This window comes from Luteococcus japonicus (assembly GCF_003752415.1).
Classification (GTDB): domain Bacteria; phylum Actinomycetota; class Actinomycetes; order Propionibacteriales; family Propionibacteriaceae; genus Luteococcus; species Luteococcus japonicus.
In genome coordinates, this window is record NZ_RKHG01000001.1 from 3,414,802 (window position 1) to 3,434,779 (window position 19,978).

Consider the following 19,978-nt stretch of genomic DNA (forward strand, 5'->3'; position numbering starts at 1 on the left):
TGGGTTGTCAGGACGCACCCAAGTCAGAACTCACCCAGGAGGGACCCCGTGCCACGCGAGAAGGGCCGAAAGCTGGTCGCGCAGAACAAGAAGGCGCGGCACAACTACCAGATCGGGCACACGCTCGAGGCGGGCATGGTGCTCACCGGAACCGAGGTCAAGAGCCTGCGCAATGGCCGATGCTCCTTGGTGGACGCCTTCGCCACCATCGACGACGGCGAGGTCTGGTTGCGCAATGCCAACATTCCCGAGTACGCCTTCGGCACCTGGCGGAACCACGCCGCCACCCGCACGCGAAAGCTGCTGCTGAACCGTCGTGAGATCGACAAGCTGGAGCGCGAACTGGGTGATTCGGGGCGCACCCTGGTGCCGCTGAGCGTCTACTTCAGTGATGGCTACGCCAAGGTGGAGATTGCGGTCGGCACGGGCAAGAAGGACTGGGACAAGCGCCAGACCATTCGTGAGCGTGACATGAACCGTGAGACCCAGCGTGAGCTCGCCGAGCGAAACAAGCGACGCCGATGACCGGCCGGATGAAGGCCGGGCTGCTCGGCCTGATGGCGCTTCTGCTGGGCGTGCTGGGCGCATCCGCACCCTCTGCCGCCTGGGCGGCCGGAGACACGGTGGACTCCTGGAAGATCAACTACACCGTCAAGGCCGACGGGACCGTCCACGCCAAGGAGACCCTGGTCTACCGTTTCGGCACCTCCGGACGGCAGGGGATCGCCCGCTCCTTCGTCACGCGAGAGGCCTTCGACGAGCACTCCGACGCCGTCTACGAGGTCAAGAACTTCAGCGTCACGGCAAGCGACGGGGCCTCGGGTCAGGTGACCCCGCAGTACCAGGAGGACGGACGCGACGAGTTCCTCTCGATGAGGATCGGCACCCAGGGGCGCTACATCCAGACGCGGACCGTTACCTACACCCTGGAATACGACGTGAAGGGTGCGATGCGCACCTCCGGGGACTACGACGAGTTCTACTGGGATGCCCTCAGCGGCGAGACCCCTCTGGTGCGGGACATCGACGTGACCGTCACCGTGCCGGGCGGGGTCAAGGGCGTGCGGTGCTATTCCGGGCCGGCCCAGACCAAGAACCCGTGCACCAGCATGCGGGTCAACGCCCAACGTGGCGAGTACCATCAGGACGCCAAGCAGGCCGGTGACGTGCTGAGCATCGGCGCCAAGATCGCGGCGGGGCAGGTCAGCGACAATGCGCCGCACCTGGTGACCCGTGCCGACGCCGAGACCATTGCCATGCAGCGTACGGCGATGGGAGCCGGCGTCGTGAGCCTGGTGCTGTCGCCGCTGCTCGGCCTGCTCTACTACCGACGCCGGGGGCGTGACCTGCGCTACGTCGGCCTTCCGCCCGGCGTGGTGCCCGGGCCGGGGGAGAAGGGCACCCAGAAGCCCACCGGACCGATTGAGATCCCCGTCGCCTTCTCCCCGCCACGGATCAGCGTTGCTGAGGCTGGGTTGTTGGTGGACGGTGTGATCGACACCAAGGAGACCACCGCCACCCTGGTGGACCTCGCGGTGCGCGGCGCGGTGAAGATCGCCAACGACGACGGCTCGACGCGAGTCGCCCTGGTGGACGCGTCGGTTGCCACCGCTCCGCATGAGCAGGTCCTGCTGCAACGTCTGTTCGCGGGCCGCAGTGGTGAGGTCGAATTGTCCGGCCGCGGCGACATGTACCGAGCCCACACGGCGCTGGTCACCAGTGTGCGCAACCAGCTGGCCTCGGCGAGGGTCTTCACCTCGCTGCCGTCGGCGGCCACCACGGGATTCGGATGTTCCGGTGTGCTGCTGATGGGTTTCGTCGCCTACTTCTTCTTCGGAGCGTCCTCTGGGTTGTTGTGGCTGGCCGTGCCGCTCATCCCCATTGCGCTGACCTATATGGTCCTGCGCAAGAAGATGCGTCGGGGACGACGCACCGGTTACGGCCGGGCGCTGACCGACCAGGTGGAGGGCTTCCGCACCTACATCGCGACGGCCGAGGCCGACCAGCTGAAGTTCGAGGAGGGCGAGGACATCTTCTCGCGCTACCTGCCGTGGGCGATCCTGTTCGGCCTGGCCGATCGGTGGGCCGACGTGTGCGCGGAGCTGGTGCGAATGGGGCGCCTGAGCGCCGAGCCGCCGATGTGGTACTACGGGCCCTACGACCACTGGAACTTCTACGTCTTCAACAATTCCCTGAACACCATTGACCACGCCGCGGCGCCCGAGGTCACGGTGCCCTCCTCCTTCGGCACCAGCGGCTCGGGCTTCGGTGGTGGCTCCTCCTTCGGTGGCGGGGGAGGCTTCTCCGGCGGTGGTGGCGGTGGTGGCGGCGTCGGCAGCTGGTGACATGTGGCAGGCTTGCTGTCATGACTGAAAAGCCTGAGATCGACTTCCCCGAGGGCCCGGCGCCCACCGACCTTGAGATCACCGACATCGTCGTGGGCGACGGCCCCGAGGCCACGGCCGGCATGGCCGTGGCCGTGCACTATGTGGGCGTTGCCTACTCCACCGGCGAGGAGTTCGACTCCAGCTACGGCCGTGGACCGCTGCAGTTCAAGCTCGGCTCCGGCATGGTCATCGAGGGCTGGGACACGGGCATCCAGGGCATGAAGGTGGGTGGCCGCCGCAAGCTCGTGATCCCCGCCCACCTCGCCTACGGCGACCGTGGCGCCGGCGGCGTCATCGCCCCCGGAGAGACCCTGATCTTCGTCTGCGACCTGCTCGCCGTCCGCTGACAACCCGGGCCGGCTCAGGGCTGGCCCCGATGGTGTGGGGGCGGTGGGCGAGCAAGAATCGTTGCATGTCCACCGTCACCACGCCCGCGCGAAAGCTGTCCACCATGCCCTCGCCCTTCGAGCACCCGTCGCTGGGCCTTCCGGTCACCGACGAGCAGAAGGACCGTGCCGTCGACTACCTGCAGCAGGCCTATGCCGAGGGTCGTCTGACGATCTATGAATTCGAGGACCGCGTCCAGACGGTCCTCGAGGCGAGCACCCGTCGTGAGATGAACCGTGCCTTCACCGGTCTGGCCACCATTCCCATGGGTGCCTCGCTCCTGCCGCGCCGCCGCCCGGCCGGCGTGCCCGGCCCGATGGGACGCGCCGGTGCGACGATCGCCCACGTGAGCGGCCTCGGCAGCTTCTTCGTCGGGCCCGCCGTCTGCTACGCCTTGGCCCCGCACGAGAGCTATGCCCGACGCGAGGCCGCCAAGGCCTTCAACTTCCAGCTGGTGGCCCTGCTGTTGATGGCCATCACCGGTGTGCTGACCGAGGGATTCCTGGGGGGAACGCTCAGCGGCATCCTGGGCGTCACATGGCTGGTGCTCACGGTGGCGGGGATCGCCCATGCCGCCTCGGGCGACGACTGGCGCAATCCGGTGACCCGCGTCATCCCGCTGCGCCCGCTCGACGAGGGGCGCCCCGGGCGTCGCCCCCGCGAACTGGGCCGCTGACTCGGGAATATTCACTGGCGCTGGAGGCGTTGGACGAGTAACCTCGAATGAACCGGGTTGTTGGTGCATCCCGGGCAGTACAACTCAACAGGGGGTGACTGGTTTCGACTTGGGACGGTAGTTCCAGGAGAAGCGGGCCGTGAATCCAGGGTCAACACGTTAATGTTCCCCGGAAACCTATAACTGCCGACACCAATCGCGCAGACTTCGCTCTCGCTGCCTGAGCAGTGACCGAAGGGTCAGTCCGGACGTAGCCTTCCGTCCGGTTCCTGGCCTCATCATGAAGGCTTGCTGATCAACCCGCGTGGCAGGGGTTGATCGGGACTTTACTGCTACTGGGCCTGTCCACGACGTGCTGTAGAGAGCGTGGGGGCCGAGAAAAGCATCAACCACAGCTGCGCCCGGAGAATGCCTGGTTCGCCTCTTGAGGACGCGGGTTCAATTCCCGCCACCTCCACCACACCCTGTTTGGCAAGGCCGGGGCTGCTTCTGCAGCCCCGGCCTTGTTGTGTCCCTGGGGTCAAGTCGGGTGGCTGGGCCTCACCCCGGTCTGGTGGACGAGATCGGCGGCTTCATCGAGCGACTTCGTCGGGGGTGATCCGGCGGGTGGAACAGATCCCGCATCCTCGAATCTCCCCCCGTGCGTGAACCTTGCCGCTTGACAGCTTGCCCCCATGACTCCACCGATGAAGCTGGCGTTCCGGAAGGCTGCCTGGACGGGGCTGCTGGCGATGGCGGTCCTTTCCGGGATCGCGGTGGTGCTCGACAGCAAGAAAGTAGCTGTTGGGAGCCGTGGGGCTGTAGCTGGGTACCGGTTACACGATCGCCTTTCTGGTCAACCAGGTCGGGACGCTGGTGCTCGAGCACCACCTTGCCGAGGGGCTCGTGCCCGGGCTGATCGTAGTTGCCCTGATGGTGCTGGCCGTGGTGGTCGTCGCGCGACGAAGCCATCTCCGGATGGCCGCCGCGTACGCGCTCACGACACAGCGACACCCGAGTAGGAGGACGTCATGGCGACCATCATTGTCACCGTGACCCTCGTCGTGATTGTCTCCTGGGCAGTCCGGCACCTCTGGAGGTCGAGGCAATCGGGCCCAGCCTGCGTCGGCTGCCCGTTGGCCGTCGCCTGTCCCAGCCAGGGGCCACCTGTCAGGGTGCTGTTCAGGAGACCAGCCGACCTTGTTGGGCATGCCCATGGTGAGGGGTGAGCGGTGATGAGGCTGGAAGAGCCGGTGGATCTTCTGGATGGGCAGCCGGGAACCAGCTACGTCATCGAGCGCATCGTCACGAGCGATACCGCGATGGATGCCTTCCTGCTTCGCCTGGGCGCCTACCCCGGGGAACGGATCACGCTGGTCTCCAAGAAGCGCAGGGCGTGCATCGTCGTCGTCAAGAACCCGCGGTACAGCCTGGGCGCGAACCTGGCCAGAGCAGTGTTCGTCCGCCCCCTGTCGGTGGCTGGCTGAGCCTGGGTTTCCGTGATCACTGCGCCCATGTCCTGACCGCGCAGCTCCGGCAGGGCGTCGAGTGTCTGGCGCAGGGTGGCGGCGAGTTCCTTGGCCTGAGTGCGACCGGTTGCCTGTCGGCCACCATCTCGCGCATCCCCTCCGCCGAGACCGGGCCCAGACCATGGGCGTGATCCGACGGAGGAAGTCCAGTCGTTGCGCCGTCGTGCAAGACTGGCGGCGTGAGAATGCCGAACCGTCCGCGGGCTGGGGAGCTCCTGGTGGCGCCCGCCGGCATGGGCGAGGGCTACTGGGAGCAGTGCGTGATCCTCCTGCTGGACTGCGATGATTCCGGCTCCCTGGGAGTCCTGCTCAACCGCCTCGCGGAGACCGACCTGGACGACGTCCTGCCACAGTGGCGAGACCAGGTGTGCCCGCCGCAGGTGCTCTTCGAAGGTGGCCCCATCTCTCCCAACGGGGCGGTCTGCGTCGCGAAACTGGCTCATCCGGCCGAGGAGCCGCCGGGTTGGCGGCGGGTCTGTGGAGACCTCGGCCTGCTGCACCTGGACACGCCGGTGGAGATCATCGCGCAGACCTATTCGGACCTTCGGATCTTCGCCGGTTACGCGGGCTGGGATGCGGGGCAGTTGGAGAGTGAACTGGTCCGCGGAGACTGGCACCGGGTGCCGTGCCGTGACGAGGACGTCTTCGGGGCTGATCCGGAGGGGCTGTGGCGCCGCGTGCTGCGACGGCAGGGCGGGGAACTGGCGTGGTTCTCCACCTGGGTTGAAGATCCGCAGATGAACTGAGGCTGGGCGAGGGTCGCGCCACAGCGGGCCGTTACGATTGCGCTCAATCAAGATCGTCTGGAGGGGTCGATGGGTGAGACGAAGGCAGCCAGCCGCATCCTGGTGATCGACGACGATGCGGCGCTGGCAGAGATGCTCCAGCTGGTGCTTCGCCAGGAAGGTTTCGAACCCTCCTGGTGCGGACATGGGGACAAGGCGCTGGCCGCCTTCCGTGAACAGCGCCCGGACCTGGTGTTGCTGGACCTGATGCTGCCCGGCCGCGACGGGATCGAGATCTGCCGGGACATCCGGGCCGAGTCGGGCGTTCCCATCGTGATGCTCACCGCCAAGAGCGACACCATGGATGTCGTCGTCGGCCTGGAGGCGGGGGCCGACGACTATGTGAGCAAACCCTTCAAGGCCAAGGAACTCATCGCGAGGATCCGCACCCGGCTGCGCCGCACGCCCGTCGACGAGTCCGGCGGTGACGTCCTGCGGATCGGCGACCTTGCCATCAGTCTGTCCGGTCACCAGGTGCGTCGGGGAGAGGAGAGCATCGCCCTCACCCCGCTGGAATTCGACCTCCTCCTGGCGCTGGCCCGCAAGCCCCACCAGGTCTTCAGTCGTGAGGCCCTGCTGCAGGAGGTGTGGGGCTACCGTGACGCGGCCGACACTCGACTCGTCAACGTGCACGTGCAACGCCTGCGCGCCAAGATCGAGCGCGACCCGGAACGGCCGGAGATCGTGGTGACGGTGCGTGGCGCCGGGTACCGCGCAGGGGAAGCCAGCAGCGCACGCGAGCCGGGCCGTTGACCACAGGCCAGCCAGCCCCACTGTCGAGGAACCTGTCCCGGTTGTGGTGGTCCTCCTTGCCCCTGCGGGTGATCGCGCTCACCGTGGCCGGATCGGTGCTGGTGCTCCTGCTGGGCGGCTTGCTGCTGATGCGCCAGGCCTCCAGCGGCGTGCTGGCCGGCAAACGGACGTCGGCGGTGGCGGAGGCCTCGACGGCCCTGGAGCGGATGCAGGTGCAGCTGCGTTCCAGCGACATGAGGAGCACGTCGGTCTACGAGAGGCTCAACAAGCTTGCCGACGAGGCGGGAGCCCAGCCGAGCCAGTACCGGGTGGTCATCCAGGGGCCCGTCTCGCGTTTCGTGTCCCCGGGGATCTCCGAGGAAAGCGTGCCGGATTCCCTGGTGCAGGAGGTGGCCAGGGGCGACGGCATGTACGTGACGCCCACCACGGTGGTGTGGGCCCAGATTCCGCGCCGCGAGGAGCCGGGGCTCGCCATCGGCGCGATGCTGCAGGCACCGTCGGGGCAGGAGGGTTATCCCATCTACTTCATCTTCCCCGAATCGCACGAGGCCCAGACCCTGTCCGTGCTGCGCCGGGCCATCGCCTCCACCAGCGTGGTCCTGCTGCTTGCACTGGGCGGTATCGCCTGGCTGGTCTCCCGCGAGGTGATGGGCCCCGTCCGCGAGGCGTCGATTGCGGCCTCGAAGATCGCCTCGGGAGACTTCGAGGAGCGCATGCGGGTGCGGGGAACCGATGACCTGGCGAGTCTGGCGACGTCGATGAATGACATGGCGGCGGAACTGTCGCACCAGATCGGCCAGCTGGAGGACCTGTCGCGGGTCCAGCAGCGCTTCGTCTCCGATGTCTCCCACGAATTGCGCACGCCGTTGACGACGGTGCGGATGGCTGCCGACCTCCTCCACGAGGGGCGCTACGAGATGGATCCCTTCGCCGCGCGGTCCACGGAGTTGATGCAGGAGGAGCTCGACCGCTTCGAGGCGATGCTCGCGGACCTGCTGGAGATCAGCCGTTTCGACGCCGGTGCGGCGGTGCTGTCACTGGCCGAGCACGACCTGGTCCCGGTGGTGCGCCGGGAGATGGAGGCCCAGCAGGCCTTCGCGGAGCGGCTGGGGTGTCGGCTGGAGCTGCACGGCATCGACAGCGCGGTGGCGATGATGGATGACCGTCGGATCACCCGGATCCTGCGTAACCTGTTGACCAATGCGATCGAGCACGGCGAACGGCAGCCGATCATCGTCACGGTGGGGGCCGACGAGCAGTCCGTCGCCGTGACGGTGCGGGACCATGGCATCGGCTTCGCGCCTCACCTGGCGGACCAGGTCTTCCTGCGCTTCTGGCGTGCGGATCCGAGCCGGACCCGCGCCGTCGGTGGCACTGGCCTGGGACTGGCCATCTCCCTCGAGGATGCGAACCTGCACCGGGGCTGGCTCCGGGCCTGGGGCCGGCCGCACCGGGGGGCCCAGTTCCTGCTGGTGCTCCCGCGCGACGAGAAGGTGACCCTCACGGACAGCCCGCTGCCACTCGTGCCCCGGGAGCGGTCATGAGCCTCCGCCGAGCCGTCGCGTGCCTGCTTGCCCTGCTGCTGGCAGGGTGCAGCACCACGGTGCCCAGCACCGGCCCCGTGGAGAAGGTTGCGCCCGCTGCGCAGGGCCGCGTCGAGCGTGGTGTCCGGGTGCAGCCAGCGCCTCCACAGGAGGACGTCGCGCCGGACGTCGTGCTCGCCGGATTCTTGGACGCCATGGCCTCCTTGGAACCGGGCTTCGGCGTGGCTCGCCAGTACCTGACACCGAAGGCGGCGCGATCCTGGGACCCCCACGCCGGCGTGATCGTCTACGACGGGGACACCCGCAGCAGCCTGCCGGGGTCCACCACCGCCGGTCTGCAGGCACGGGTCGTCGGCACGCTGGATGCCCAAGGCCACTACACGGCCTCCACCGGGCGGCTGATCCGGCAGAACTTCACCATGCATCAGGTGGACGGCCAGTGGCGGATCAGCAATCCACCCTCGGGGTTGCTGGTCAGCCAGTACACCCTGCTCAACCGCTTCACTCCCGCCCAGGTCTGGTTCCAGGGGCTCGATGCCCACACGCTGGTGCCGGAACGCGTGTGGCTGGCGAGCAGCCCGGCGAGCCCGCTGGAGGCGGTACAGGCGCTCCTGGACGGACCGTCGCGGTGGTTGGAGGTCAGCGTGACGACGGCCTTCCCGGCCGGTACACGCCTCACGGTCGATGCCGTGACGGTGACCGGTGGTGTGGCGGAGGTCCCATTGGACGGCCGGATCGCCGCGCTTCCAGACGCCCAGCGCAGCCAGCTGGTGTCGCAGGTGGGCACCACGCTGAAGGCCTTCCCGGACATTCGGGCCGTGCGGATCCTGTGCGACGGGCAGCCGTGGCATGCCCCCGGGCAGACCGCGAGCGGTGAGGTGCCACTCGATGCACTTCCCGGCATGCCCAGCATTCCGCTGGAGGGCGATGAACAACCCTTTGCCGTCGTCGGGAATGCCGTCGGGCGCCTCGATGACCAGGGTGCCTTCTCCCCGCTGGGCGGCCGGCTGGGGCGCAACCAGTGGGGCGACCGGCCGGGGGAGTTGGCCGTCTCCACGACGGCCGGGGTGGTGGCACTGGTCAACCACGGCCGTACCCGGCTCGTGACCAGCCGGCTGGGGCAGGACGAGGTCAGTCCGCGGCTGACCGGTACCGGTTTGGCATCACCCGTGGTGACGGCCACCGGGGTGGTGTGGGCCGTTGTCGATGCCGACGGGGAAGTGGCGCTGCGGAGGGCTTCCGGCACGCAGAACCTGGCTCCGGTGCGGGTGCCCAGTCTCAAGGGCAGCCGGATCCTGCAGGTGGCGGTCGCCCCGGACCAGACGCGGATGGCGGTCGTCCTGCGTCGGGGTGGACGCTCCGAACTGGCCCTGCTGCGCATCCACGGCGGGGTCGTCGACGGATTGCGCCGGATCCCGCTGGAGGTCTCACAGCTGTCCCTCGAGGAGGTCGTCGATGCGGCCTGGACCGGGCCGGAACAGCTGATGGTGCTGGCAGCCCAGCATCCCGGGGCACGGCCCAGCGCCTTCCTGATCAGCGCGGACGCCTCGCAGGTGGATCCGGTGGGGCCCGCGGGGGAGCTCGATCTCGTGCAGGTCACCGCCCGCGCCCAGCAGCGCGGTGCGCCGGTGCTGCTGCGGGCCAGTTCCGGTGAGGTCCTGCGCCATGTGTCCGCATGGCGGTGGCACATCCTGCCGCACCGGGTGCGGTCCCTGGCCGTGCCCTCCTGAGGCTTGTCCACAGTTCGGTGACGGCCGAGGACTTGTCCACAGGTCCTGCTTGGGCGCTTGCGTCGCGGGTGGACGGGAGACACGCTGAGGCCATGCTCGACGAGATGGCCGACCTCTTGCTGGGGGCCCAGTGCCCCGGCTGCGGAGCGCCCTCGTGGCGGTTGTGCGAGGACTGTCGCCGCGTCGTGTCGCGCCCGGCACGGCCCCTGGACGACGCGGTGGCGCTGGGACCGCTCCTCTCTGGCCGAGCCGCGTGTGCGGGCGACTGGGATGGTCCGGTGCGCCAGCTGGTGACCGCCTTCAAGGACCGGGGGAGTTGGGGGCTGCGTCGGGTCCTTGGAGGACAGCTGGCATTGGCCGTGCGCTGGGTGCTGGACGGGGTGCTGCAGGACGGATGTCTGGAGGGGACTCGGCAGGTGGTGCTGGTGCCGGTGCCCTCGAGCCCCAAGGCGGTGCGAACCCGAGGCTTCGACCACTCGCGTGTCCTGGCCGACACGGCTGCTCGTCTGCTCCGGGAAGGTGACACCGGCGGCCTGCGGGTGGAAGTTGCCAGGCCGCTGAGACGGGTCCGAGCTGTGGCAGACCAGTCCGGTCTGGGGCGCGCCGAGCGGCTTCGCAACCAGCACCGCACCATGCGGGCGGCGCCACCGGCAGGCTGTCGCCGCGCCGTGGTCATCGACGACGTGTGCACCACCGGCGCCAGTCTTTCCGAGGCGGCCCGGGCCTTGACCGAGGCGGGATGGACCGTGCTGGGAGCGGCCGTCGTCGCCCATCCCTCGCATCCCGTGGGCCGGAGGGAAGATCCGTTGAAGGTATTTCTCCCAGATCCCTTGAAAGGGGTCTGACAGGGGGTAACGTTTCGGTATGGCACGACATGCAGGTTCTTGGGAGTCGCTTCCGGGGGGCCTTGTGGGTCGTGCCGTGTTCATTGCCGCGGCCTTCGGTTCCCCGAGGGTCACCTGATCGAGGAGGATCACCATGGACATCGTCGTCACCGGACGTCACTGCACCGTCAGCGATGACGTGCGCGAGCGGGTCATCGAGCGTCTGGCCACCATCGAGAAGCTCAAGGATCGCGTGATCCGGGCCGAGGTCGAGTTCACGGCCGAGGAGTCCAAGGGGAATCCCGACGACAACATGCTGTGTGAGATCACGCTGCGGAGCAAGGGTCCCGTCATTCGCGGGCAGGGACACGCGGAGGACAAGATGCTTGCCTTCGAGGGTGCGATGGACAAGCTCAAGATCCAGCTGCGCAAGGCGAGCGATCGTCGCAAGAACCACCGCGGTCTGCGCGCGCACCAGGTCATCACCGAGCTGGCTCCCGAGCCCGTGGTCGAGGACGACACACCGGTGACGAAGAATCTCGCCGGCCTGCAGGTGACGGGAGATGGCCCGCTGGCGGTGCGCGAGAAGGAGTTCACCTCGGCACCGCTCACGCTCGCCCAGGCACTGGACGAGATGGAGCTGGTGGGGCACGACTTCTTCCTGTTCGTCGACGCGGACAGCAACAAGCCGAGCGTGGTCTACCGCCGCAAGGGCTATGACTACGGCGTCATCCACCTGACGCAGGCCTGAGCAAACGACGAGGCCCGCATCCCCGAGTGATCGGGGATGCGGGCCTCGTGCGCGTCTGTCTCGTGGGTGCCTGTCAGGCGTTGCCCAACACCTCGGTGATGAAGCCCTGGGCGATGCTGCGGCAGGCGGGCTCGGTGCGATCGTTTCCGGCACGCATCCGGTCCAGCATGGTGGTGGCCTTCGTGCGGTGTTCCTTGGTCCACCAGTACTGCATCAGTTCCGGCGAGGCCTCGGGGTGGAATTGCACGCCGACGGCCGATCCGAGCCGGAAGGCCTGATTCGGGTAGGTCTGGCTGCGGGCAAGCTCGATGGCACCTTCGGGCAGTTCGGTCACGGCGTCGTGGTGGCTCATCGGCACCGGCGCCCCGCTGGCCGCGATTGCGCCCAGGACCGGGTCCTCCTCGGCGCCGGGCAACCACTCCAGGGTGACGGGGCCGTCCTCGGGGCCACGTTCGTCGGCGACGCTGACCTGCCCGCCCAGTGCCTCGGCCAACAGCTGGTGGCCAAGGCAGATTCCCAGGATCGGCAGGTCGATGGCATGGGCATCGGCAATGAGGTCCTTCACCTCGCCGATCCAGCGGATGTCGTCGTGGACGCCCATCCGGCCACCGAGCACCACGAGGCCGTCGCCGATGGTCTCCAGGTTGGGGACGTCCTTGGTTGCGAGGTCGATGATGGTCAGGCGCAGGCCTTCGCGCAGCCACGCGTCGAAGCGCTCCAGGGGAACGTCGGCTTCGGGCTGCAGGACGGTGATGCGGGGTTTCTTGGCCATGGCGACGAGCCTACGGCAGTGCCGCGGGTGAGAGGACAGCCTTGACCTTGGGGTCGAGTTCGCAGCCGTTGGCTCGGAAGATCGAGATCATCGCCAGGTTCTCGGTGGCTGTGGAGCCGACATCCCTGGATGCCCCACGCTTCTTGGGCTCGCTGAGACCAAACCGATGGATCTGGCCTCCCAGCCCCTCGCCTCGACGATCGGGGACCACCGCAAGGTAGAACAGGGTTCCCGTGGTCGGTTCGTCCGGAAAGACCTGGGGAAGGACTACTCCGAAGTCACCGAGGTCATCAGCGATGGCGAACCAGTGCTGGGGGTTGAACAGCTTCCCCGCTGCGAGAACCAGTTCGTGAAGGTCATCGAGAACGGCTTCGTCGGTGGACGTGTCGTAGGTTCACCATCACTTGCGAGCACCATGAGGCGGCTGAGGGCCTCTTCTCCGCGATCCTCCAGAGATGTGACGAGCCATCCGGTGGGTCTTGGTGCAGAGTCGGTGAGGTTCTGCCGGACCACGATCTTGGAGGCTGTCATGCGCTGATCTTGGGGCACTCACCCGCACCGTCCACCGGGCCAAGACCCACGGCGGCTGGCAACTCCACCAACCCCTACCCGGCATCTACCTGTGGCAATCACCCCTCGGATACCGCTACCTCGTCACACCCAGCCGAACCCTCGACCTCGGAAGACCAGACACACCCAGACACCTGACCGTGCCGCCGCTGGCCTCGGTAGCCTGACGTCATGACCCCGCTCGACTACACCGGCTACGACACCCGGCTGACCGGTTACGCCCTGGTCCGTGACGAGCACGGCCGCATCCTGCTCAGCCGGTGGGTGGAGGGGCACAAGCCCACTTGGACCTGCCCGGGTGGTGGTATCGAGTTCGGAGAGCAGGTCGTCGACGGCATCCGGCGCGAACTCCGCGAGGAGACCGGCTGCATCGTGGAGGTCGGCCGGCTGCTGGACGTACGAACCTTCGAGATCCCCGCGGAGCAAAGAATCCGCCACGCCAAAAGGCCCATGCGCGCCATTCAGGTCTTCCACACCGCCGCGGTCACCGGGGGAGAGCTGAGGTTCGAGACCGACGGCAGCAGTGACATGGCCGGCTGGTTCGCCCCCGACGAGATCCGGCAGATGCCACACGTCAGCACGGTTGACCACCTGCTGGCCCTGGCGGGCCTCGATGCGTGAACTCACCTTGCCCCAGGCTCGTCGGATTGTCCTGGCGGCGCAGGGATTCGGCCGGCCGCGGCCCCAGCGCCCCATCACGATGCGCGACGTCCAGGGACAGATCGACCGGCTGGCCCAGTTCCAGATCGACAGCATCAATGTCCTGGCCCGGGCCCACCAGTTTCCCCTGTTCAGCCGGCTCGGACCCTACGACGTCGAACTGCTCACCCGGGCCAGCGGCCGTGCCCCACGTCGCCTGTTCGAGTACTGGGGACACGCCGCCAGCCTGGTCGACGTCAACCTGCAACCAGCACTGCGCTTCCGGATGGCCCGGGCCCGGGGCGAGGCGTGGGGTGGTATCCGACGCGTCCAGGCCGAACACCCCGAACTGGTCGACTTCGTACGTCAGGAAGTGGCGTGTCGGGGCCCGATCACCGCACGTCAGATCGAGTTCGACGAGCAGCCTGACCGCACCCACTGGGGCTGGAACTGGTCGGCCACCAAGACCGCCCTGGAATGGCTCTTCTGGAATGGTGAGATCACAGCGGCCGGCCGCAATCCGGCCTTCGAACGTCGCTATGACCTGCCGGAAGGAGTCCTGCCACAGTCGGTGGCCCAGGCAGCGACACCCACAGACGAGCAGGCGCACGTCATCCTCGTCCGGCGCGCGGCCCGGGCGCTGGGCGTGGCCAGCGAGAAGTGCCTGGCCGACTACTTCCGTCTCAGCCGAGCCGAGACCAAGCAGGCGGTCGCCACCCTGGCCGCCCGAGCTGAGTTGGAGGAAGTCGAGGTGGCCGGCTGGCCGGTCCGAACGTGGCTGTGGACGGGTGACGGCCAGCCCCGCATTCCGCGCCGCATCGGTGCCCGGTCCCTGATCAGCCCCTTCGACCCCCTCATCTTCGAACGATCCCGCGCCCTGGCACTCTTCGACCTCGACTACCGCATCGAGATCTACGTCCCCGAGGCGCAGCGCCGCCACGGCTACTACGTCCATCCCTTCCTGCTGGGGGAAGAGTTCGCTGCCCGCGTCGACCTCAAGGCGGACCGCGCCGCAGGGGTGCTGCGCGTCAAGGCCGCCTGGCTCGAACCGGGCGCCGCGCGGCCACCGCAGGAGGTGGCGGTGGAACTGCGCGCCGAACTGGGGGAACTGGCCCGCTGGCTGGACCTTGCGCAGATCGAGGTGGAGCCGCGGGGCGACCTTGCCGGAGAGCTTGCCGCCACCCCCTAGGATGGGTTGGGTCTGACGACTAACAGGGCGTGTGAGCGCGCCACGAGCACCGACGAAGGATTCGACCACATGGGCTTCATGGACAAGCTGCTTTCGGCAGGCGAGGGCCGCACGCTGAAGAAGCTGAAGAAAGTCGCCGACCAGGTCAACAGCATCGAGGACGACTTCGCCGCGATGAGCGACGAGGAGCTGCATGCCCAGACCGAGGTGTTCAAGCAGCGTCACGCCGACGGCGAGACTCTCGACGCGCTGATGCCCGAGGCCTTTGCGACGGTGCGTGAGGCCTGCAAGCGCGTGCTCGGCAAGCGTCCCTATGACGTGCAGATCATGGGCGGCGCCGCCCTGCACCTGTGCAACATCGCCGAGATGAAGACCGGTGAGGGCAAGACCATCGTCGCCCTGATGCCCGCCTACCTCAATGCCATCACCGGCAAGGGCGTCCACATCGTCACGGTCAATGACTACCTGGCCCGCTACCAGAGCGAGCAGATGGGCCGTGTGCACCACTTCCTGGGCCTGTCGGTGGGCGTCATCCTCGCCAACATGGACCCGGCCGAGCGTCGTGAGGCCTACAAGGCCGACATCACCTACGGCACCAACAACGAGTTCGGCTTCGACTACCTGCGCGACAACATGGCGCTGACTCTCGACGAGTGCGTGCAGCGCGGCCACTACTTCGCCATCGTCGACGAGGTGGACTCGATCCTGGTCGACGAGGCCCGCACCCCTCTGATCATCTCCGGCCCCGCCGAGGACGACCACTCCTGGTACCCCGAGTTCGCCAAGCTGGCCAAGCGTCTGGAGCGCGACGTCGACTACGAGGTGGACGAGAAGAAGAAGACCATCGCCGTGCTCGGTTCCGGCATCGAGAAGGTCGAGGACCGGCTGGGCATCGACAACCTCTACGAGAGCGCCAACACCCCGCTGATCGGCTACCTGAACAACGCCATCAAGGCCAAGGAGCTGTTCAAGCGCGACAAGGACTACGTGATCATGGACGGCGAGGTGCTCATCGTCGACGAGCACACCGGCCGTACCCTGATCGGCCGCCGTTACAACGAGGGCCTGCACCAGGCCCTCGAGGCGAAGGAGGGCGTGGAGATCAAGGACGAGTACCAGACACTCGCCACGATCACCCTGCAGAACTTCTTCCGCATGTACACCAAGCTCTCCGGCATGACCGGTACGGCCAAGACCGAGGAGAGCGAGTTCCAGAAGATCTACGGCCTGGGTGTGGTGGTGATTCCCACCAACAAGCCGATGCAGCGCATTGACCAGAAGGACCTGATCTACCGCACGGAAGAGGCGAAGTTCGACGCCGTGGTGGCCGATGTCGCCGAACGCCACGCCAACGGCCAGCCGGTGCTGATCGGCACCGCAAGCGTCCACAAGAGCGAGATCATCTCCCAGCTGCTCACCCAGGCGGGCGTGCCGCACGAGGTGCTCAATGCCAAGCAGCACGAGCGCGAAGCCGGCATCGTCGCCATGGCGGGCCGCACGGGCGCCGTCACGGTGGCCACCAACATGGCTGGCCGTGGTACCGACATCATGCTCGGTGGCAATGCCGAGTTCCTGGCCGACCAGGTCCTGCGCAACAAGGGCCTGGACCCCGTGGAAACCCCCGAGGAGTACGAGGCGGCGTGGCCCGGTGTGCTTGCCGAGCTGGAGCAGCAGGTGGCCGACGAACACGAGGAGGTGACCGCCGCCGGCGGCCTCTACGTCGTCGCCTCCGAGCGCCATGAGTCCCGCCGCATCGACAACCAGCTGCGTGGCCGTTCCGGACGTCAGGGAGACCCGGGGGAGAGCCGCTTCTACCTCAGCCTGGGCGACGACCTGATGCGCCTGTTCAAGGCCGATGTCGTCGAGCGGGCGATGATCACCCTCAAGGTTCCCGATGACCAGCCGATCGAGCACAAGTGGATCAGCAATTCCATCGAGAGCGCCCAGAAGCAGGTGGAGGCGCAGAACTTCGAGATCCGCAAGAACGTCCTCAAGTACGACGACGTGATGAACCGCCAGCGCCACGCCATCTACGCAGACCGGCGCAAGGTGCTGGAGGGGGCAGATGTCGAGCAGCAGCTGCGTGACACCACCAAGCGGGTCGTCGAGGGCCTGGTGCGGGCCCGCACCGAGGGATTCCACGAGGACTGGGACCTGGACGCCCTGTGGACGGAGATGCAGACTCTCTACCCGGTGGCCCTGGTGCAGGAGGAGTGGGCGGACGAGACCGACGTGCAGACGATGGTCGATGCCTTCGTCGAGGATGCCATGGGCGCCTACGACGAGCGCGAGGAGCAGCTGGGCGCGTCCAACATGCGCGAGCTGGAGCGTCAGGTGCTGCTGACCGTGCTGGACCGCAAGTGGCGAGAGCACCTCTACGAGATGGACTACCTGCGCGAGGGCATCGGCCTGCGCGCCATGGCGCAGCGCGACCCGCTGGTGGAGTACCAGCGCGAGGGTGGCCAGATGTTCAACGCCATGATGGAGGCCTTCATGGAGGAGGTCGTCGGCTTCCTGTTCAACCTGGAGGTGCAGGTCAACCAGGAGCCCCAGGTGGGCCTGGTGACCGGCTCCGATGGACAGGCCGTGGACGTGGACAGTCTGATGGGCGGCGTCGACCAGCCGCAGATCCAGGCCAAGGGGCTGGGCGGCAAGCGTGCCCAGAACCTCACCTACACCGCCCCCGACGAGCTGGGCGAGGCCGAGGCGCGTCGTGCGGAGCCGGAGCAGGATCCCTACGCGGGCACCGGGCGTAATGCTCCCTGTCCGTGCGGCTCGGGCAAGAAGTTCAAGGCCTGCCACGGCAAGAAGAGCTGATCCATCAGGGACATCACGCCACAGCACTCCCCACGGCCGGTGGGCTGATCACGTCGAAGACGGTGACCAGCCACCGGCCGTAGGCATGTTCGAGGCGGAGCAGGACGGCGAAGACCCGGCCCGCCTGACGCAGCTGAACACTGCCCTCCACCGCGCGCGTCGCCACCCGGCAGGCGTGCACGGACGCCAGCTGTGCACCGGACCAGTCGTGCTGCCGGCTCCAGGCCAGCAGCAGCAGGTGGCTCTGGTCATCCATCCACTGCTCGAGCTGGGACGGGGAGCGGCGGTGCTGGAGGACCTCCACCATGCCCCGCGCCATGGCCCCCACCAGCTGCCTGGCCTGTTCGTTGCCGTCGCTGCCGCCGATCGTGGCCGGATCTCGGGGGTGTGGCTCGTCGGGCCCCGCCAGCCATGGCAGCTGCCCCTGCAGCGTGTCGGGGGCCGGCGCCAGGGGAAGATCGGGGGCCACCAGACGCACCGGGAGGCCGTGGAGGCTGAATGCAACGGGTCTGTCCATGGCTCACAAGCCTCGGGCCCACAGGTCCGGCCGCCAAGAGGTGACGCGAAATCTGTGGACAACTACTGTGGGCGCCATGAGTGGTGTTCTGGTCTTCGTCCCCTGCAGCCCCGAGCGGGCTCTCGCCCTGAGCGACGGCGAGTCCTTCGCCAGCTGCCAGGCCTTCGCCGTCACCCCCTCACTGCTGCGCGCCCTCGACCTCACCCCGGCCGATGACGAGGACGCCGAGTACGGGTGCATGCTGCTCGCATCGGTCTGGGGGCTGGCCCAGTACGGGACCCGTCTGGTGCTGGTGGCCGAGGTGCCACAGGGGCAGGTCGGCGAGGGCGACGACGCGGACAATGGCGGGGTTCGGGTGAGCGGCCTGCGGCTGGGTCACCTGCAGAGCTTCTTCACCGACGAGGCCGGCCAGAGCCTGGTGGCCGAGGCCTCCCGCGCCGTGGAAGGCCTGGGCCTCGACGAGGCGTGGGAGACCGACGAGGTGCAGCAGCTGATGCGCGGCACCAGCCTCCTGTGGCATTCGGTGGAAGAGCTGGCCCGTCTCGGGAAGGATGTCTGACATGCCTCGTTCACTCTGGAAGGGCGCGATCTCCTTCGGCCTGATCACGATTCCCGTCAAGCTCTACGGTGCCACGGAGGAGAAGGACATCTCCTTCAAACAGGTGCATCCCGCCGACGGCGGCAAGATCAAGTACAAGCGTGTCTGCGAGAAGTGCGGCGAGGAAGTGCCCTATGCCGAGATCGGCAAGGGCTACGAGGCACCCGACGGCCGGATGGCGGTGCTGAGCAAGGAGGATCTCGACTCGCTGCCGCTGAGCTCCGCCAAGAGCGTGGACGTCGTGCAGTTCGTCGACGAGGACGAGATCGACCCCACCTATTTCGAGAAGACCTATGTGGTGGAGGCCGAGGGACCCGGCGCCAAACCCTACGTGCTGCTGCGGGATGCCCTGGTCAAGACGGGCAAGTCCGCCGTGGTGAAGGTGGCGCTGCGCAGCCGGGAGTCCTTGGCGCTGGTTCGCCCGTCCGGCAAGGTCTTGCTGATGCACACCATGCTGTGGCCTGACGAGGTGCGCGACAATGATTTCGCCGCCCCGGACGGTGACATCAAGGCCAGCGACGCCGAGGTGGCGATGGCGGAGATGTTCATCACCCAGATGGAGGGCACCTTCAACCCCGGTGACTTCTCCGACTCCTACCGGGAGGCGCTGGATGCCGTCGTGCAGGCCAAGCTCTCCGGTGTCGCGGTGGAGGAGAAGGCCGAGCAGCCTTCCAGCGGTGGTGGCGAGGTGGTTGACCTGGTGGCCGCGCTGAAGGCCTCGGTGGAGGCTGCCAAGGCCAAGCGTGCCGCGGCCGCCGGCCAGGGCACGGATGACAAGGACGACGAGAAGAAGAAGGCGGCAAGCTGATGGTTTCCCGAATGCACTTCGAGGACGAGGACGAGGCCGTGAAGGCAGCCGAGGCGATTGACGCCGCCGGTCATGAGGTGGCCCTGATCAAGGAGCGCTTCGCCGGGGAGGACGACGACGAGGCCATCGACTTCGTCGTCGCCACTCCCGCGGAGCCGGATGTCCTGCGCCCCGTGGTGGGCGAGGACACCTTCATCGAGACCGACTAGCCCCGCGCGGCCAGCCAGTCGTCGCCGACGGCCTGCTGGGTGTCGATGGCGTCCTTGACATGTGGCGCGGCCTGCTGCTCGATCTTCTTGCCCATCAAGGGAATGTTGACCTTGAGGTCACCGGAGTAGTCGACGACGGTGCCCTGGCCGCCGGGGTACATCCGTGCGCTCCCGTTCATGGTCACGGGCATGCCCGGAACCTCCACGACCAGGCTGCCCTCGCGGGAACCATCCTGCGCCGGGTCTCCCCAGGTGACGGTCTGGCGGAGGTTCAGGGCGGAGCCGACGAAGCGGGCGATCTCCTGCGGCGCGGGCAAGGCCATCTCGACGCGGGTGGTGGGACCGGCGATGTCGATGGAATGGCTGGTTGCCTCGGAGCGTCCGACCAGTTCGGTCAGCCAGCCCCTGTCGGTCATCATCAGGTGGACGGTCTTGGGATCGGCGGCGAATTCCAGCCGTGACGTGATCTGCATGAACCCATTCTTGCGGGTCAGGAGGCAATTCCCCGCGCATT

The 19,978-nt window shown here is 67.6% G+C and carries 21 protein-coding genes and 1 other RNA gene; 19 read left to right on the forward strand and 3 right to left on the reverse strand.

Annotation, left to right across the window (positions count from 1 at the left end; genetic code table 11):
• The first annotated feature begins 48 nt into the window (after positions 1-48).
• The 12 genes from smpB to hpf all read left to right on the forward strand — a co-directional run bounded on the left by smpB (position 49) and on the right by hpf (position 11,345).
• Positions 49-525 (forward strand): SsrA-binding protein SmpB, encoded by a 477-nt coding sequence (smpB, locus tag EDD41_RS16270; RefSeq protein WP_123576687.1) that lies wholly within the window; start codon positions 49-51, stop codon positions 523-525.
• Entirely contained in the window at positions 522-2,345 is a 1,824-nt protein-coding gene (locus EDD41_RS16275) for a DUF2207 domain-containing protein (RefSeq protein ID WP_094764942.1), read from the forward strand. Before smpB ends, EDD41_RS16275 begins: the two co-directional genes overlap by 4 nt.
• Before the next feature lie 20 nt (positions 2,346-2,365).
• A complete protein-coding gene (locus EDD41_RS16280; RefSeq protein ID WP_094764943.1) occupies positions 2,366-2,734 on the forward strand; it encodes an FKBP-type peptidyl-prolyl cis-trans isomerase in 369 nt (122 codons plus the stop codon).
• A 65-nt stretch (positions 2,735-2,799) separates the two neighbouring features.
• Positions 2,800-3,450, forward strand: coding sequence for a DUF1707 and DUF4870 domain-containing protein (locus EDD41_RS16285; RefSeq protein ID WP_170165413.1), 651 nt, complete (start codon positions 2,800-2,802; stop codon positions 3,448-3,450).
• 90 nt (positions 3,451-3,540) lie between these two features.
• Positions 3,541-3,910, forward strand: a transfer-messenger RNA (tmRNA) gene (gene ssrA, locus EDD41_RS16290).
• 754 nt (positions 3,911-4,664) lie between these two features.
• Positions 4,665-4,916 (forward strand): FeoA family protein, encoded by a 252-nt coding sequence (locus tag EDD41_RS16300; RefSeq protein WP_123576691.1) that lies wholly within the window; start codon positions 4,665-4,667, stop codon positions 4,914-4,916.
• 227 nt (positions 4,917-5,143) lie between these two features.
• Positions 5,144-5,704 carry a YqgE/AlgH family protein gene (locus tag EDD41_RS16305; RefSeq protein ID WP_123576693.1) on the forward strand — a complete coding sequence of 187 codons (561 nt, stop codon included), beginning with the start codon at positions 5,144-5,146 and terminating at the stop codon, positions 5,702-5,704.
• Positions 5,705-5,773: 69 nt separating this feature from the next.
• On the forward strand, positions 5,774-6,496 hold the full coding sequence (gene mtrA, locus EDD41_RS16310) for an MtrAB system response regulator MtrA (RefSeq protein ID WP_123576695.1): 723 nt from the start codon (positions 5,774-5,776) through the stop codon (positions 6,494-6,496).
• A gap of 56 nt (positions 6,497-6,552) precedes the next feature.
• The gene (gene mtrB / locus EDD41_RS16315) at positions 6,553-8,040 is read left to right on the forward strand and encodes an MtrAB system histidine kinase MtrB (RefSeq protein WP_245995693.1); all 1,488 of its coding nucleotides are present in this window, start codon (positions 6,553-6,555) and stop codon (positions 8,038-8,040) included.
• The gene (locus EDD41_RS16320) at positions 8,037-9,770 is read left to right on the forward strand and encodes an LpqB family beta-propeller domain-containing protein (protein ID WP_094764949.1); all 1,734 of its coding nucleotides are present in this window, start codon (positions 8,037-8,039) and stop codon (positions 9,768-9,770) included. Before mtrB ends, EDD41_RS16320 begins: the two co-directional genes overlap by 4 nt.
• A 92-nt stretch (positions 9,771-9,862) precedes the next feature.
• Positions 9,863-10,615, forward strand: a complete 753-nt coding sequence (locus tag EDD41_RS16325; RefSeq protein ID WP_123576697.1) for a ComF family protein — start codon at positions 9,863-9,865, stop codon at positions 10,613-10,615.
• Positions 10,616-10,748: 133 nt separating this feature from the next.
• A complete protein-coding gene (gene hpf / locus EDD41_RS16330; protein ID WP_094764951.1) occupies positions 10,749-11,345 on the forward strand; it encodes a ribosome hibernation-promoting factor, HPF/YfiA family in 597 nt (198 codons plus the stop codon).
• A 73-nt stretch (positions 11,346-11,418) separates the two neighbouring features.
• Here hpf and EDD41_RS16335 read toward each other — a convergent pair whose 3' ends face one another.
• Positions 11,419-12,117 carry a type 1 glutamine amidotransferase gene (locus EDD41_RS16335; protein ID WP_123576699.1) on the reverse strand — a complete coding sequence of 233 codons (699 nt, stop codon included), beginning with the start codon at positions 12,115-12,117 and terminating at the stop codon, positions 11,419-11,421.
• A 166-nt stretch (positions 12,118-12,283) separates the two neighbouring features.
• On the opposite strand from EDD41_RS16335, the gene EDD41_RS16340 reads away from it, so the two are divergent.
• The 4 genes from EDD41_RS16340 (at position 12,284) to secA (ending at position 17,332) form a co-directional block, all read left to right on the forward strand.
• Positions 12,284-12,655 carry a hypothetical protein gene (locus EDD41_RS16340; RefSeq protein ID WP_123576701.1) on the forward strand — a complete coding sequence of 124 codons (372 nt, stop codon included), beginning with the start codon at positions 12,284-12,286 and terminating at the stop codon, positions 12,653-12,655.
• Positions 12,656-12,858: 203 nt separating this feature from the next.
• The gene (locus EDD41_RS16345; RefSeq protein WP_123576703.1) at positions 12,859-13,308 is read left to right on the forward strand and encodes an NUDIX hydrolase; all 450 of its coding nucleotides are present in this window, start codon (positions 12,859-12,861) and stop codon (positions 13,306-13,308) included.
• Positions 13,301-14,515 carry a winged helix-turn-helix domain-containing protein gene (locus EDD41_RS16350; protein WP_123576705.1) on the forward strand — a complete coding sequence of 405 codons (1,215 nt, stop codon included), beginning with the start codon at positions 13,301-13,303 and terminating at the stop codon, positions 14,513-14,515. The genes EDD41_RS16345 and EDD41_RS16350 overlap by 8 nt, the downstream gene beginning before the upstream one ends.
• Before the next feature lie 69 nt (positions 14,516-14,584).
• Positions 14,585-17,332, forward strand: coding sequence for a preprotein translocase subunit SecA (gene secA, locus EDD41_RS16355; protein ID WP_484177316.1), 2,748 nt, complete (start codon positions 14,585-14,587; stop codon positions 17,330-17,332).
• Between the two features lie 13 nt (positions 17,333-17,345).
• Here secA and EDD41_RS16360 read toward each other — a convergent pair whose 3' ends face one another.
• Positions 17,346-17,849 (reverse strand): Rv3235 family protein, encoded by a 504-nt coding sequence (locus EDD41_RS16360; RefSeq protein ID WP_123576707.1) that lies wholly within the window; start codon positions 17,847-17,849, stop codon positions 17,346-17,348.
• A gap of 76 nt (positions 17,850-17,925) precedes the next feature.
• On the opposite strand from EDD41_RS16360, the gene EDD41_RS16365 reads away from it, so the two are divergent.
• From EDD41_RS16365 to EDD41_RS16375, 3 genes are read left to right on the forward strand one after another with little or no spacing between them, the layout of a single operon-like run.
• Positions 17,926-18,408: a DUF6912 family protein gene (locus tag EDD41_RS16365; RefSeq protein ID WP_148060596.1), complete on the forward strand. Its 483-nt coding sequence runs from the start codon at positions 17,926-17,928 to the stop codon at positions 18,406-18,408.
• 1 nt (position 18,409) lies between these two features.
• Complete coding sequence (gene ku, locus EDD41_RS16370; RefSeq protein ID WP_123576710.1) at positions 18,410-19,255, forward strand: non-homologous end joining protein Ku; 846 nt, start codon at positions 18,410-18,412, stop codon at positions 19,253-19,255.
• Positions 19,255-19,464, forward strand: a complete 210-nt coding sequence (locus EDD41_RS16375) for a hypothetical protein (protein ID WP_143813945.1) — start codon at positions 19,255-19,257, stop codon at positions 19,462-19,464. The genes ku and EDD41_RS16375 overlap by 1 nt, the downstream gene beginning before the upstream one ends.
• On the opposite strand, the gene EDD41_RS16380 is transcribed toward EDD41_RS16375, so the two are convergent.
• Complete coding sequence (locus EDD41_RS16380) at positions 19,461-19,937, reverse strand: DUF2505 domain-containing protein (protein ID WP_123576713.1); 477 nt, start codon at positions 19,935-19,937, stop codon at positions 19,461-19,463. The two genes, EDD41_RS16375 and EDD41_RS16380, sit on opposite strands and share 4 nt — an antisense overlap.
• Positions 19,938-19,978: the final 41 nt, after the last annotated feature.